Raw genomic sequence first — 14,713 nt, forward strand, 5'->3', positions numbered from 1 at the left:
CTAATTGAGTAGCGAGCGAATACCCGCCAGCGCATCCTTGCCGCGGGCCTGTTTCTTGTCGGGATCTTCCTTGTCGGCGCGCCCCTCCCAGGCCAGGTCCGCCTCGGGCAGCTCGTCGAGAAAGCGGCTCTGGGTGCAGTCCATCAGCTCGCCGTAGCTCTTGCGCTGGCGGGCCAGGGTCAGGGTAAGGGTGCGCCGCGCGCGGGTGATGCCGACATAGGCCAGGCGGCGCTCCTCCTCCACGGTGCCCGCTTCGATGGCGTTGCGGTGCGGCAACAGCTCCTCCTCCCAGCCCATCAGATAGACGTGGGGAAACTCGAGGCCCTTGGAGGCGTGCATGGTCAGCAGTTGGACGCGGTCGGAGTCGTCCTCCTCGGCCTGCTGCTCGAGGATGTCGCGCAGCACCAGCCGCGAGATGGCGGCCTCGACGCTGTCGGTTTCGGTGTCTTCGCTGGCGAGGCTCTCGTCTCCGGTCTCGTCGGGCGCCCGCTGCATCGACTTCTCGAGCTGGTCGATCAGGATCCACACGTTGGCCATGCGCCGCTCGGCGATGGTCGGCGCGCTGGCGTTCTGGTACAGCCACGCCTCGTAGTCCATCTCGCGCAGCATGTCGCGGATGGCGTGGATCGCATCGCCGCCGTCCATGCGCCGCCGCACGCCGTCGATGAAGTGGGTGAAGCGCCCCAGGCGCTCCACGGCGCGGGTCGGCAGCAGCTGCTCGAGCCCCAGTTCGTGGCAGGCGCCAAACAGCGAGCAGCCGCGCTCGGTGGCGTAGTTGGCGAGCTTCTCCAGGGTCCCGGGGCCGATCTCGCGGCGCGGCACGTTGACGATGCGCAGGAAGGCGTTGTCGTCGGCGGGGTTGATCAGCAGCCGCAGGTAGGCCATGGCGTCCTTGATCTCGTTGCGCGAGAAGAACGAGGTGCCGCCGGAGAGCTTGTAGGGAATCTGGTAGTGCTGCAGCTTGAGCTCCAGCAGGCGGGCCTGGAAGTTGCCGCGGTAGAGCACCGCGAAGTCGCGCCACTCGGCACGCTCCTTGATGCGCCGGGTGAGGATCTCGCTGGCCACCCGCTCGGCCTCGGCCTCCTCGTGGCGGTTGACCACCACGCGGATCGCCTCGCCGTCGCCCATGTCGGACCATAGCGACTTCTCGTAGACGTGGGGATTGTTGGCGATCAAGGTATTGGCGGCGCGCAGGATGGTGCCGGTGGAGCGGTAGTTCTGCTCCAGCTTGATCACCTTGAGGCGCGGGAAGTCCTCACCCAGGGTCACCAGGTTCTCGGGCCGCGCGCCGCGCCAGGCATAGATCGACTGGTCGTCGTCGCCGACCACGGTGAAGGTCTTGCGCTCCTCCATCAGCAGCTTGACCAGCAGGTACTGCGAGACGTTGGTGTCCTGATACTCGTCGACCAGCATGTAGTGGATCTTGCGCCGCCAGCGCGCCAGCGCCTCGGGGTCGTCGCGCAGCAGCACCACCGGCAGCAGGATCAGGTCGTCGAAGTCCACCGCGTTGTAGGCCTTGAGGTGGCGGCCGTAGGCTTCGTAGACCCGTGCCGCGAAGTGCTGGTCGTCGTCGGCGGCGTGGGACAGCGCCTCGCCGGGCAGCACCAGGTCGTTCTTCCACTGCGAGATCTGCCCCTGCACGGCGTTGATCTGCTCGGCGTCGACCTGGGCGTCCTTGTTCATCAGGTCGCGCAGCAGCGCCTTGGCGTCCTCGGGATCGAACAGCGAGAAGCCCGGCTTGTAGCCCAGCGCCTTGAGCTCGCCGCGGATGATGTTGAGCCCCAGGGTGTGGAAGGTCGAGACGGTCAGGCCGTGGCCCTCCTTGCCCTTGAGCATCTGCCCGACGCGCTCCTTCATCTCGCGGGCGGCCTTGTTGGTGAAGGTCACCGCGGCGATGCGCCGGGCGCTCATGCCGCACTCCTGCACCAGGTAGGCGATCTTGGTGGTGATCACGCTGGTCTTGCCCGAGCCGGCCCCGGCCAGCACCAGGCAGGGCCCGTCGATGTAGCGCACGGCGTCCTGCTGGCGGGGATTGAGCTTGGCCAGGCGCTGCTGGATCGACATCGCTTACTCCTTGGTGGGCTCGCTGGCACCGGCGAACCCCAGCTGCCGCCAGGCCTCGTAGACCACGATGGCGCAGGCATTGGAGAGATTCAGGCTGCGGCTATCGGCTAGCATGGGAATACGCAGGCGCTGCTCGGGCGGCAGGGCATCGAGCAGCGCCTGGGGCAGGCCGCGGGTCTCGGGGCCGAAGACCAGCGCATCGCCATGGCGATAACTCGGCTCATGGTAGCCGCTGCGGCCGCGGGTCGATACGGCGAAGACACGCTCGGGCGCCAGCGCCTCGACAAAGGCCGGCCAGTTGCGGTGCACGCGCACCGCCGCCCACTCGTGATAGTCGAGCCCGGCACGCCGCAGGCGCTTGTCGTCGAGCACGAAGCCCAGCGGCTCGATCAGGTGCAGCCGAAAGCCGGTATTGGCGCACAGTCGGATCAGGTTGCCGGTATTGGGCGGGATCTCGGGTTGGTACAGCACCACGTCGAGCATGCACTATCCGCGTGTCGGGCCCCAACGCACTCGGGCCCGGCTCGGCAAGACCGAGGGGCCCGATATAGCGCCGCGGGCGGTGGATCAGAAGGTCAGTCGCACCCCGGCATGGGCGCCGCTGTCCAGCGTCTGGTTGCCCGGCGAGGTGTCGAAATCGGCGCGCAGGCGGCGATAGCCGACATAGCCGTCGACGTTGCGGGTGAAGGCGTAGCGCGCCCGCACGCCGAGTTCGAGGCTGTCGTCGAGGTCGCTGGTGGTCACCACGCTGGGGGTGTAAAAGGCGTAGCCGCCCAGCGACACCGCCGGCGCCTGGGGCAGGTAGGCGTAGCCGTAGCCGCCCAGGCCGAGCCCGCCTCCGTTACCGTAGTCGGTATCGTACTGGCTCCAGCGTGCGCCGATGCCGATGTCCAGGTCGCTGTTACGATCCACGCCCAGCAGCTGGATGTGCCCCTGGGTGGCATCGTCACGATAGCCGCTGTGCAGGATACCGCCGCCCAGGGCGATGCCCGGCGCGATTTCACCGGCGGCGTCGAACTGCACGGCGTCGCCGCTCAGGTTGAGGTCGAGGCTGCTGGCCGCAGTGGCCACGCTGGCAGCCAGCATCAGCGTGGCGGCGGTGAGGGCGGAGAGTGTGTGTTTCATGGCAGAATCACTCATGGCAGTGGCGGTTGAGGGCGCGTCTAGGCGCTGACGCCGTAGCGAGCGCGGTAGTCGCGAATCGCCTCGGCATGGGGTTGCATGGCCGCACCGGCGTGCTGCTCGAGGTAGGCGAGCACCATGTCCAGGGTGACGATGCTGATCACCGGCATGGCGTAGCGCTGCTCGACCTCCTGGATGGCACTCAGCTCGCCGGCACCGCGCTCCTGACGGTCGAGGGCGATCACCACCCCCGCCGCCTCGGCGCCGGCCGCATCGATCAGCGCCATCACTTCGCGAATCGCGGTGCCGGCGGTGATCACGTCGTCGATGATCAGGATACGCCCGGCAAGCGGGGCGCCGACGATATTGCCGCCCTCGCCGTGGTCCTTGGCTTCCTTGCGGTTGAAGGCGAACGGCAGGTCACGAGCGTGATGCTCGGCCAGCGCCACGGCGGTGGTCGCGGCCAGTGGAATGCCCTTGTAGGCCGGCCCGAACAGCACGTCGGCCTCGAGGCCGCTGGCTGCGATGGCCTGGGCATAGCAGCGGCCCAGCCGCGCCAGGGCGGCACCGCTCTTGAACAGGCCGGCATTGAAGAAGTAGGGGCTGACACGGCCCGACTTGAGGGTGAATTCACCGAAGCGCAGCACGCCCTGGTCGATGGCGAATTCGATGAATTCGCGCTGATACGGCTGCATTTCGCCGGCGTTGTCTTGCTGCGCCACAGGACCCCCTATCATGTTTATCAACTAAGGCCATTTACCCAAACGTCGAAACGTCGGGTATCATACACGCGCGACGGAAAAGGGACCACGTAATGAAAATCGCCAGCATCAATGTCAATGGCATCCGCGAAGCGGTCAGTCGGGGCTTTCTCGACTGGCTTGCCAACCAGGATGCCGATGTCGTCTGCGTGCAGAACCTCAAGGCCAAGAGCTTCGAGCTCGACGACAGTATTCTCTACCCCGAAGGCTACGAGGGCTACTTCCTCGACGCCGAACAGGACGGCTTCTCCGGGGTCGGCCTCTACTGCCGCAAGATTCCCAAGGCCATCATGTACGGCCTGGGCTTCGAGCAGTGCGACCACGAAGGTCGCTTCCTGCAGGCCGACTACGACCGCTTCAGCATCGCCAGCTTCCTGATGCCCGACGGCAGTGACCCGCAGGCCAAGGAAGCCTTCATGGCGCAGTACCAGGAGTATCTCGGCAAGATGGCGCGCAAGCGTCGCGAGTACATCATCTGCGGCACCTGGCACGTCGCCCACAAGACCATCGACCTGGAGAACTGGGCCGATAACCAGACCACGCCAGGCTTCAAGCCCGAAGAGCGTGCCTGGATGGACCAGGTGCTCGGCCCGACCGGCTTCATCGACACCTTCCGCGAGATCAACCGCGACGCCGGTGAGTACACCTGGTGGCCGGCGCTGGATCAGGATCAGCCGCGCTCGCGGCAGGAAGGCTGGCGCCTCGACTACCAGATGGTCGGGCCCAACTTCCGCCGCCATGTGGTCGACGCCTGGATCGACTACGACGCGACCTTCTCGGAGTTCGCGCCGCTGATCGTCGAGTACGACCTCACGCTGTAATCCCTGCGCCCTCCCGTCCCCATGACGCCGGCCCCCAGGGCCGGCGTCATGCGTTGCGGCTAACGCTACTGGCGGATGCCCAGCGCCTCGCGCTGGTGGGCGAACAGGTCGGCGCCGGTGGCCTCGGCCAAGTCGAGCAGCGCATTGAGCTCGGCGCGGGAGAAGGCGCCGGCCTCGGCGGTACCCTGCACCTCGATCAGCCCGCCCGACTCGGTCATCACCACGTTCATGTCGGTATCGGCACCGCTGTCCTCGGGGTAGTCGAGATCGACCACTGGCGTGCCCTTGAAGATGCCCACCGACACCGAGCTGACCAGCTGCACGAAGGGGTCCTGCTTGATCTGCTTCTTGCGCTGCATGTAGCGGATGGCATCGACCAGCGCCACGCAAGCGCCGGTGATCGCAGCGGTGCGGGTGCCGCCGTCGGCCTGGATCACGTCGCAGTCGACGGTGATGGTGAATTCGCCCAGCTTCTTGAGGTTGACCGCGGCGCGCAGCGAGCGGCCGATCAGGCGCTGAATCTCCAGGGTACGGCCGCCCTGCTTGCCGCGTGACGCCTCGCGCCCGCCGCGGGTATGGGTGGCCCGCGGCAGCATCCCATACTCGGCGGTGACCCAGCCCTGGCCCTTGCCGCGCAGCCAGCGCGGCACGCCGGCCTCGACGCTGGCATTGCACAACACCTTGGTGTCGCCGAACTCCACCAGCACCGAGCCTTCGGCGTGCCGGGTATAGTCGCGGGTCAGGCGGATCTCGCGGGCCTGGTCGGGCTGTCGTCCACTGGGGCGCATAGGTCTCTCAACTCTCGGGCTTGCAATCGGAATGAAGGGCGGCCGGCCGGGCCGTCGAGATGGCTGGCGGCCGCCGCCGTGGCGCCATTCTACACGTTCGCAGCGACGAATCGGGTACACTGGCGCCATCGCTTTCCGCCGCTATCGACAGCCGAGGAGATTCGCATGGTGCACAGCATGACCGCCTTCACCCGCCAGCGCCACGAGGCCGAGTGGGGCAGCCTGCAGCTCGAACTGCGCTCGGTGAACCAGCGCTATCTCGACCTGCACTTCCGCCTGCCCGACAGCCTGCGCGACCTCGAGCCGCTGTGGCGGGATGCGCTGCGCCACCGCCTGGCGCGCGGCAAGGTCGAGTGCACCCTGCGCTTCGAGCCGCTGGCCGGCGGCGACGGCCTGAGCGTCGACCGCACGCGCCTCAAGGCTCTCGCCCAGGCGCTGGTCGAGGTGCGCAGCGAGCTGCCCGGCGTCGCCATGCCCGACGCCCTCGGCATGCTCCAGCACCCCGGCGTACTGGCCGCCGAGAGCGTCGACCACGAGGCCATTCAGGCCGCCGCCCAGGCGCTGTTCAAGACCGCCCTGGACGACCTGGTGGCGGGCCGCGCCCGCGAAGGCGCACAGCTCGCCGAGCTGATCCGCGCCCGTCTGACCGGCATCCGCGAGCAGGTCGCCGAGGTGCGCCGCCTGCTCCCCGACATCCTCGCCCGCCAGCGCCAGCAGTTGCTCGAACGGCTCGAGGCGATCAAGGCCGAGCTCGACCCCCAGCGCCTCGAGGCCGAGCTGGCGCTGATGGCGCAGAAGGCCGACGTCGACGAAGAGCTCGACCGCCTCGATACCCACGTAAGCGAGGTCGAGCGCCAGCTCACCCAGCAGGGCCCGGTGGGCCGCCGCCTGGACTTCCTGATGCAGGAGCTCAACCGCGAGGCCAACACCCTCTCCTCCAAATCCGTCGTTGCCGAGTCGACCCGCTGCGCGGTGGAACTCAAGGTACTGATCGAGCAGATGCGGGAGCAAATACAAAACATCGAGTGATGGCCACGCCTATCCGCCAATATCCAGTTTTATGCTGGAAGAGCGGCTGGAGGCCTTGGCCAAGATAGCAACGCTGGTGGAACCGGCAATCAGCGAACAGCGCCGGGCTCCTGCCGACACTCGGCCATGCGGCGTTACTCATCGGCGCAGTCCGATGAAGCCCTCAGCTCGGCGCTGAACCGAATGCCATGGTCACGGTGACACCGCGCTGGCCGTCGCTCTCGACCGTTACTCGCCCATGGTGGGCAGCGACCACGTCCCTGACCACGCACAGCCCGAGCCCGGTGCCCGCGCCGACGTCACGGGTGGTGAAGAAGGGCTCGAAGGCACGCCGCTTTACCTCCTCGCAGATACCGTCGCCATCGTCACTGACACGAGCTATCACCAGCCCGTCCTGCGAGTAGGTATCGAGGTGGATACGGCCCTTTCTGCCAACGGCCTTGGCAGCGTTGTCCAGCACATTGAGCAACGCCTGGGACACCTTGGCTGGGTAGCCGTAAAATGTTGGGACCTGGCCGAGCCGCAGCTCGATGCACAAGCCATGGTGGTATTCGGCCTGCAGCAGGTTACAGGTCGCCTCAGCCAGGGCGTTGATGTTGCATGGCGCGAAGTCGGCCTGATCGAGATTAGAGAAGGTCCTCAGGTCGTTGACGATACTCGCAATCTTGTTGGCCCCCTGGGCAGACTCATCGAGCAGCGCCTGGAAATCGTCGGCCACCTCCCGCGCACCCTGATGTTCCTCGAGGCATGGCGACAGCTCCTCGAGGTACTCCTTGGCGATCCCTAGGTTGCTGGCAATAAAGCCAATCGGGGTGTTGATCTCATGGGCGATCCCCGCAGCCAGCTGACCCACCGCCCGCAGCCGCGCGCTCTCGTATAGCTCATGCTGCGACTGCTCGATGAGCTTGACCTGCTCATCGATCTTCTGCTGCAGGGTTTCCGAGAGCCGGCGGTAGCGGGTCTCGGAGACTTCGAGCTCGGCATTGCGCTGCTGCAGTGCCTGATAGCTGGCTTCGCTGGCGTGCTGATGAAGGTTGGCTGCCAAGCGGTATTTTCCGGCGTGAAACAGCAGTAGCTCCAGCAACTCCACCGCCGCTGCCGACTTGAACGGCGGCAGGTTGGCCTTTAGGCAGGCCACCGTCTCCAGGTTGAAGGTGACCGGTTCGCCCTGTTGGTCATGACTGAGACAGCAGCTTGCCCCGCTCAGCTGCTCGAGCAGCGCTATTACCTTGGCCTGATGAGCGGGAGGCAGAAGCTCATCGAGCGGCAACTCATCGCTGAAGTGGCTCATGTCCGCACGCCTGCACGACACAGTCGCTCAATAAACGTGCGCTCGGCAATCCCGTGCTGCATCAGCAGCGAGTGGTGCCGATTCAGCTCCCCATAGAGCCGCCGCATCAGCCATTCAAAGGTCTCCACCACCCCCTCGCCAGCCAGCGCAGTAGACAGCACTGCCGGCCACCAGGGGGTCGCTGTCCAGGCAGCGGCCAGCTGATCGCGGGACAGCGCACCGGGCAGGTCGCGTTTATTGAACTGCAGCACCATCGGCAGCTCGTCGAGGTCCGCCCCGACGACGGCGAGATTGTGGCGCAATACCTCGAGCGCGGCGAGGTTTTCCCCTTGCAGCGTCGGGTCGGAGTGGGCAACGAAGATGAGCCCATCGGCCGCCTGCAGAATCGCCTGACGCGTGCTATCGAGCTCGTGCTGCCCGGGAACGGTATAGACCTTGATCCGCAGATCCACCCCATGCGCTTGACGAAAGCCGATCGGCCACAGGTCGAAGAACAGGGTGCGGTCATCCTGGCTCTCCAACTGCATCAGCGCACCGCCGCGCTGCGGCGCAAGCCGCTGCTGCAGCGCCAGCAGGTTGGTGGTCTTGCCGCTCATGGCAGGGCCACAGTAAACGACCTTCAACACGATACGCGGGGCACAATCAGTCATGTCGCACCCGGCGCCTGGCGAGATGATCCATAAAAGTAGGCTCTGATACGGTCATGATGGCCTCGTTGTTGAAAGCGTTTCAGGCGGCCGGATCTGGGGGTCGCACCAGAAGGGTATAGCGGGTATCTTCCGACTCCTCGAAGCGCATCAGCTTCTCGATCAGCCCCGTGGAAAGCTCCTTGCCCTCGTTGAGCAGCAGCATGCCCGCATCTGAGTGCAGGTCCCGCACCAGTACCATGCCCGGCTCGACCCGCCGCGTATCCAGCACCAGCACGCTGTTATCGGCCAAGCCCAGGTCGGGTGCCTTGTCGATGCACATCTCGACGAAGGCCTCGCACATCTCGGGATCATAGGTCCGCCCGGCATACTTCCTGAGCAGCGCCAAGGCCTCGTCACGTAACACGCGATGATCGAGCACCATGCCCTGCTGCAGTTCGATGAAGTCGACCGCCAGCTTGAGCAGCCGCGCCCCATAGGGAATCTCCGCACCACTGAGCCGGTTGGGGAAACCGGTACCGTTCCAACGCTCCTGGTGGTGGCGGATGATCTGCGCCGCATCCTGTAGCGGCTCCAGCGACATCAGCAGGCTCTCGCCGGTGGCCGGATAGCTACGATAGACCTCGCGATCTTCACGATAGAGCAGATCGTAGGGCTGCTTGAACAGGCGGTCCTCCCACGTCAGCTTGCCGAGGTTGTAGAGCGCGGCAGCCATCGACAGATCTCGCGTCAATGCCTCATCGAGCTGCTGGGTCTCGGCAAACGCCTTGATCAGGTCGCCAACCTGCGCGTTGGTCTGGCAGTGCCTCGGCAGCCGCAGGTTGATCAGCGACGAGAAGACCCGGGTCGCCGTAACGTAGCTCTGCTTGAGCTCGGCATAGGCCACGTCGAGCATGTCGGCGGTCTGCTGCAGTTCTTCGGTGCGATCGCGCACGCGCTGTTCAAGCGAGGCGTTGAGCGCTACCAGCTCTTCGTTCTGCGCCTGGGTCAAGGCCTCGAGGCGCTTTCGTTCGCGCTCGGTATGCAGATGTGCCAACGCCTGGCTCAGGGTGAGACGAAGTTCATCGTCGTTCCAGGGTTTGGCGATGTAGCGGTAGATCTTGCCCTCGTTGATCGCCCGTACCGTGGAGGTGAGGTCGGCATAACCGGTAAACAGGATCCGTACGCACTCGGGCCACCGCCGCTGCACCCGGGCGAGCAGTTCGGCGCCGTCCATTTCCGGCATGCGAGCGTCGGAGATGATCAGATCGACCGCCTCGGCGTGCATGATCTCCAGCGCCTGGGAGCCGCTCTCTGCGGTCAGTACACGATAGGGCTCATGGCGCAGTACGCGCTTCAGGGTACGCAGAATATTGGGCTCGTCGTCCACCGCCAGCAGCGTCAGGGCAGACGTATCGTTCATGGCCACCGTCATGGCGCGGTTGACTCCTTTTGGCTGCTAGCGGGCTGCTCGACCGGCAGCCAGACGCGAAATCGACAGCCGCGCCCCTCCTCGCTGAACGCCTCGATGCGCCCGCCATGCTTCTCGACAATGCTGTAGGAGAGCGACAGGCCAAGGCCTGTCCCCTCGCCTACCCGCTTGGTGGTAAAGAACGGTTCGAACAGGCGACTCATGTGCTCGGGCTTGATGCCATAGCCAGTATCTTCGACTTCGAACCAGACCGTGGCAGCCTCGACACCGGTGCGCAGGGTAATGGTGCCGCGAGGGCCTATGGCGTGCCCGGCATTGGTCAGCAGGTTGAGAATCACCTGATTGATCTGCGACGGCAGGCACTCTACCGGCGGTAGTTCCAAGAATTCGGTGACCACCTCGGCCTTGTACTTGATCTCGTTGTTGACCAGATTCAGGGTGCTTTCCAGGCAGTGCTGCAGATCGGCGGCGCGGAAGGTTTCTTCTTCGATGTGGGAAAAGTCCTTGAGCGAGGCGATGATGGCACGCACCCGCTCGATGCCCTCGCGAGACTCCTGTATCAACTCGCTAACATCCTCGCGCAGGAACGCGTAATCTCGCTCCTGCTTGAGCGTCTCCAGCGCCGGATGATCCGCGGCACTGTCGACCATCGCCAGAAGATCCTGAATATAGCCCTCCAGGGTCTTTAGGTTGGAGTAGACATAGCCAATGGGGTTGTTGATCTCATGGGCCACGCCTGCCGCCAGCTGACCAATGGCAGCCAGCTTCTCGGACTGGATCAGCTGCGAGTTGGCCTGCTCGAGGTCGTGGATCAGTTGGCTTGCCTTGAGGCTCTCGTCGGTCATCCTGCTCTGCTCTTCAGGCATATGGCATATCCTGTTATCGGCCCCAATAGGCATATATTTAGGTTTGTTCCCCTTCAGTTCTGCAACCCGCGGTCACTTCGGATGCGCCGCACTGCCGCTTGACGAAAAGCCTGCTTTACCACGAGGCGTAGCTCGTCGTCGTCCCAGGGCTTGGTCAGGAACTTGTAGATCGCTCCTTCGTTGACCGCCTCGGTCACCGTCTTGAGGTCGGTATAGCCCGACAGCACGATCTGGATGGTGTCCGGATAGAGCCCCTTGGCGCGATGCAGGAACTCGGTGCCGCTCATCTCCGGCATGCGCTGGTCACTGACGATCACCTGCACCTCATGGGTCGCCAGCAGCTCGAAGGCCTGCTGGGCGGTACTGGCGGTCAGTACTCGATAGCCGTCGCGGCGCAGCAGCCGATTGAGTGCGCGCAGGATGTTGGCCTCATCATCGAGCAGCAGCAACGTCTGGCCGCCCTCTTCGCCCTCGCGCCGGGCTGCATCCAGCGACTGAGCCTGATGATGTTGCTCTAGAAAGGGAATCAGCTCTGCAAGCGGCATCGGGCGCCCGAAGTAATAGCCCTGGTAAGTGTCGCAGAACTGCTTGCCCAGATAAGCACATTGCGCCTGTGTCTCCACTCCCTCGGCGACCACCTGCAGCTGCAGCTTATGCGCCATCGAGGCAACGCCCTCGATGATCGCCGCATCTCGCTCATCGCTGATCACCTCCTTGATGAACGAGCGGTCGATCTTGATCTTGTCAATTGGCAGGTATTTCAGGTAGCTGAGACTCGAATAGCCGGTACCGAAATCATCGATGGCGATCCCAATACCGTACCCTCGCAGCTGCTGCAGCGTCTCGATCGCGCCCTCGGTCTGCTCCATCAAGATGCCCTCGGTCAGTTCGAGCTCCAGTAGCGCCGCCTCGAAGCGTGTATCGTCGAGCACCTTAAGCACCCCGTCGACGAAACCGCTACGCTGGAACTGCATCGGCGAGACATTCACCGCCATGCTCAAGCGCCCCAACCCAAGCGTATTGAGATGCCGGCCATCACGGCACGCTGCGGCGAGTACCCAGTCGCTGATCGGTATGATCTGCCCGGTATCCTCGGCCAAGTCGATGAAATCGCCGGGCGTGACCAGTCCGCGACTCGGATGGTGCCAGCGAATCAGCGCCTCCACCCCGACAATGCGACCGCTGGGCCCATGTACCTGGGGCTGGTAGTAAAGTTCGAATGACTGGTCTTCAATGGCCTGCTGAAGCTCGTTGCGCAGCTTTACCCGCTCGCTGACCTTGTGATTGAGATCCTCGGTATACCACTGGTAGGTATTCCGCCCCAGTCGCTTGGCCTTGAACATCGCCAGGTCGGCCTGCTGAATCAAGGTGATGGGGTGTTCGATATCACCATCGCTGAGGGCAATGCCGATGCTGGCGGTCACTCTGAGCTCTTGGGTCGCAATGCGGTATGGCTTGGCCAGGCTAGCCAGCAGCCGCTCGATCACCGGCATTACATCATCCGGGTGGGCCAGGTCGGGGAGCACCACCACGAACTCATCGCCGCCGAAGCGGGCCACCGTGTCTCCCGGGCGTAACTGTTGCTCGAGCCGGCTGGCCACCTCTATCAGGATGAGATCCCCGGTGTCATGCCCCAGGGTATCGTTGATCGGCTTGAAGCCGTCCAGGTCGACGAACAGCACCGCCAACTGACGCCGATAGCGGCTGGCAATCCGGCATCCCTGAACGAGTCGGTCCTCCAGCAGCGAGCGGTTGGGTAGCCCCGTCAGCGCGTCGTGGCTGGCGTTATGTGCCAGCTGCGCCTGATATTCGCGCTGGGTGGAAATATCGTTCTGTATGCCGATGAAGTGCGTCACCTCGCCGCTGTCGTCGCGTACCGGAGAGATATACAGATCGTTCCAGAAGTCCGCGCCATCCTTGCGGTAGTTGCGAATCACCACGTGCAGATCGCGCTGCTCGGCAAGTCCCTCTCGCAGCATTTTACGCGCGCGCGGTTCGGTATTCTCGCCCTGCAGGAATCGACAGTTGCGCCCCAGCGCCTCCGCTCGCGAGTAGCCGGTGATACGCTCGAAGGCGGGGTTGACGTAGATCAGCGGCAGATCCCTCTTGCGGGCATCGACGATCACCACGCCGTTGACGCTCGACTCGAGGCTACGCTCGAAGATCCGCAGCTGCCGTTCGGCGGCCTTGCGTTCGTTGATATTGTGGAAATAGACCGCCAAGCCCTCTTCCGAAGGGTACGCATGTACATCCACCCATAGATCCAGCGGTGGATTGTAGGCCTCGAAGTGCACCGACACCTGTTCGTTCAACGCGCGCCGATACTCCAGCTCGAAACGGGTCCCGCAAGCCTCGGGGAAGGCTTCCCAGATGTTCCGTCCCCGCAGCGTGCTAGGCTCGCGCTCCAGCATCTTTCCAGCTTCGCTGTTGAGGTAGGTGAAGTACCAATCGGCATCAAGCGTAAAGAAGCCGTCGGTAATGCTCTCCAGGGTGTTGGTCAGCCGATCTGCGAGACGCCCCACCTCTTCACGCAGCGCCTTCTGCTCGGTGATGTCCTGGGTGGAACCCTGGACCCGCACGATCCGGTCATGGTTGTCGCGCAGCGCCTGGCCGATCACACGCACCCAGACCAGTCGGCCCTTGGCAGTGACCACTTCGAGCTCTTCATCGAAGGGTTTGCCTTGCGCCATGCAGGCCTGGAAGGCATCGGCAATGCACTCGCGAGAGACCGGGGCATAGTAGGCGATGGCCTGTTCGACACTCGGCTGAAACCCCGGCGGCTCATCATGGAGATGACAAACCTCATCCGACCACACGGGAGAGGTCTGGCCCTGATCCACGTACCATCCGCCGATCAACGCCGTCTCTCCCACGATCCGAAACAGCTGGGTGTGATGCTGCAGGGTCAGCTCATCGTGCTTGCGGCCGGTGACGTCTCTCGCCACGACGTAGACCGCCTCCTCGTGCCCAAGAGCCGCGTTGATCTCGACCCATCGCTCAACGCCCTGCGCATCGTTGATGCGTATCTCCAGCCCGTGCACTGCCTCGCCACAGGCCAGCCGCTCGAGGGCCGCGCCGACCAGCGGCTGGTCTGCGCGGCACACCAGCACATCATAGTGCTCGCCGACCAAACGCTCGGCCGAATAGCCCAGCAAGGTCTCGAAGGTGCGGTTGATCTGCAGGAAGCGCCCGTCGAGCCCGATCCGGCACAGCAGCTCCAACGACAGCGTGAAGAACTGATCGCGCTGTCGATAGGCATGCGCTGCCTCCCGATGGCTAAGCGCGTTGCTGCGGCGCCGCTGCTCGGCGAGCCGATACAGGCCCAGGGTGACCATCAGCAGCAGAGTGAACAGCAGGCCGCTGACCAGCAGCAGACCGGGCAGGTGGGTGCTGCGGGCCAGCGCCGAGGCCTGCATATAGGCGGTAAGCTGCCACTCTTTGTTTTGGCCGACGCGTAGCTCCAACATGCCCATCGAGGTCCACTCCGCCTGGCCTGTCTGACGGTTGCCCAGCACCGCTAACGTCGAGTGAGCGTTGTTCACGGCAACCGAAAACGGCCCTTCGAGCTTTGAGGTATCGTGCTCGATCAGCGTGGCCACATCGAAGCGAGCGATGAGCCAGCGACCCTGCCGATCGGTCACGTGCAGCGGCTCGGCCAGCCAGATGCCGAGCGCGCCGTACTCATCCCGATAAACCGAACTCAGGCTGCCGCTATTACGATCCGCGGCGTCGGCCAGCCATGCCAGGGCTTCGGGCGTCTCCAGAAATGCCGGTAGCGATGCCTCGGCGTCAGTGTGGCGAGCCCTCAGCCTGATGGGCGCAAGCTCATCATCGAGCACGCCGAGCAGCAGCATCGCCGGGAAATCTCGCAGGTAGCTGCTGGACTCCTGCTGCCACAGCCGTCCTTCAGGAA

At 64.4% G+C, this 14,713-nt stretch carries 11 protein-coding genes and 2 pseudogenes; 2 read left to right on the forward strand and 11 right to left on the reverse strand.

Translation table 11 applies throughout. The features are described 5' to 3' along the window. The 4 genes from BWR19_18480 to BWR19_18495 all read right to left on the reverse strand — a co-directional run bounded on the left by BWR19_18480 (window position 1) and on the right by BWR19_18495 (window position 3,881). Complete coding sequence (locus BWR19_18480; protein APX94746.1) at window positions 1–2,064, reverse strand: DNA helicase Rep; 2,064 nt, start codon at window positions 2,062–2,064, stop codon at window positions 1–3. Window positions 2,065–2,067: 3 nt separating this feature from the next. Next, entirely contained in the window at window positions 2,068–2,547 is a 480-nt protein-coding gene (locus tag BWR19_18485) for a tRNA (uridine(34)/cytosine(34)/5-carboxymethylaminomethyluridine(34)-2'-O)-methyltransferase TrmL (protein APX94747.1), read from the reverse strand. An 84-nt stretch (window positions 2,548–2,631) separates the two neighbouring features. After that, window positions 2,632–3,189 carry a hypothetical protein gene (locus BWR19_18490; protein ID APX94748.1) on the reverse strand — a complete coding sequence of 186 codons (558 nt, stop codon included), beginning with the start codon at window positions 3,187–3,189 and terminating at the stop codon, window positions 2,632–2,634. A gap of 38 nt (window positions 3,190–3,227) precedes the next feature. Further along, on the reverse strand, window positions 3,228–3,881 hold the full coding sequence (locus tag BWR19_18495; protein APX95105.1) for an orotate phosphoribosyltransferase: 654 nt from the start codon (window positions 3,879–3,881) through the stop codon (window positions 3,228–3,230). A gap of 119 nt (window positions 3,882–4,000) precedes the next feature. On the opposite strand from BWR19_18495, the gene BWR19_18500 reads away from it, so the two are divergent. Next, a complete protein-coding gene (locus tag BWR19_18500) occupies window positions 4,001–4,768 on the forward strand; it encodes an exodeoxyribonuclease III (GenBank protein ID APX94749.1) in 768 nt (255 codons plus the stop codon). A 65-nt stretch (window positions 4,769–4,833) separates the two neighbouring features. On the opposite strand, the gene BWR19_18505 is transcribed toward BWR19_18500, so the two are convergent. Continuing rightward, the gene (locus BWR19_18505; GenBank protein APX94750.1) at window positions 4,834–5,556 is read right to left on the reverse strand and encodes a ribonuclease PH; all 723 of its coding nucleotides are present in this window, start codon (window positions 5,554–5,556) and stop codon (window positions 4,834–4,836) included. A gap of 165 nt (window positions 5,557–5,721) precedes the next feature. Between BWR19_18505 and BWR19_18510 the strand changes: the two genes are divergently transcribed. Next, window positions 5,722–6,585 carry a YicC family protein gene (locus BWR19_18510; protein ID APX94751.1) on the forward strand — a complete coding sequence of 288 codons (864 nt, stop codon included), beginning with the start codon at window positions 5,722–5,724 and terminating at the stop codon, window positions 6,583–6,585. Between the two features lie 163 nt (window positions 6,586–6,748). Here BWR19_18510 and BWR19_18515 read toward each other — a convergent pair whose 3' ends face one another. The 6 genes and pseudogenes from BWR19_18515 to BWR19_18540 form a co-directional block, all read right to left on the reverse strand. Beyond that, window positions 6,749–7,876: a two-component sensor histidine kinase gene (locus tag BWR19_18515; protein APX94752.1), complete on the reverse strand. Its 1,128-nt coding sequence runs from the start codon at window positions 7,874–7,876 to the stop codon at window positions 6,749–6,751. Then, window positions 7,873–8,526: a hypothetical protein gene (locus BWR19_18520; GenBank protein ID APX94753.1), complete on the reverse strand. Its 654-nt coding sequence runs from the start codon at window positions 8,524–8,526 to the stop codon at window positions 7,873–7,875. Before BWR19_18520 ends, BWR19_18515 begins: the two co-directional genes overlap by 4 nt. 79 nt (window positions 8,527–8,605) lie before the next feature. Beyond that, window positions 8,606–9,925: a two-component system response regulator gene (locus BWR19_18525; protein APX95106.1), complete on the reverse strand. Its 1,320-nt coding sequence runs from the start codon at window positions 9,923–9,925 to the stop codon at window positions 8,606–8,608. Window positions 9,926–9,933: 8 nt separating this feature from the next. Then, a complete protein-coding gene (locus BWR19_18530; protein APX94754.1) occupies window positions 9,934–10,779 on the reverse strand; it encodes a hypothetical protein in 846 nt (281 codons plus the stop codon). Between the two features lie 74 nt (window positions 10,780–10,853). Beyond that, window positions 10,854–13,337 (reverse strand): annotated as a pseudogene (locus tag BWR19_18535) (GGDEF domain-containing protein). 372 nt (window positions 13,338–13,709) lie between these two features. After that, window positions 13,710–14,039, reverse strand: a pseudogene (locus BWR19_18540) (hypothetical protein). Window positions 14,040–14,713 lie beyond the last annotated feature (674 nt).

The organism is Halomonas sp. 1513, assembly GCA_001971685.1.
GTDB lineage: Bacteria > Pseudomonadota > Gammaproteobacteria > Pseudomonadales > Halomonadaceae > Franzmannia.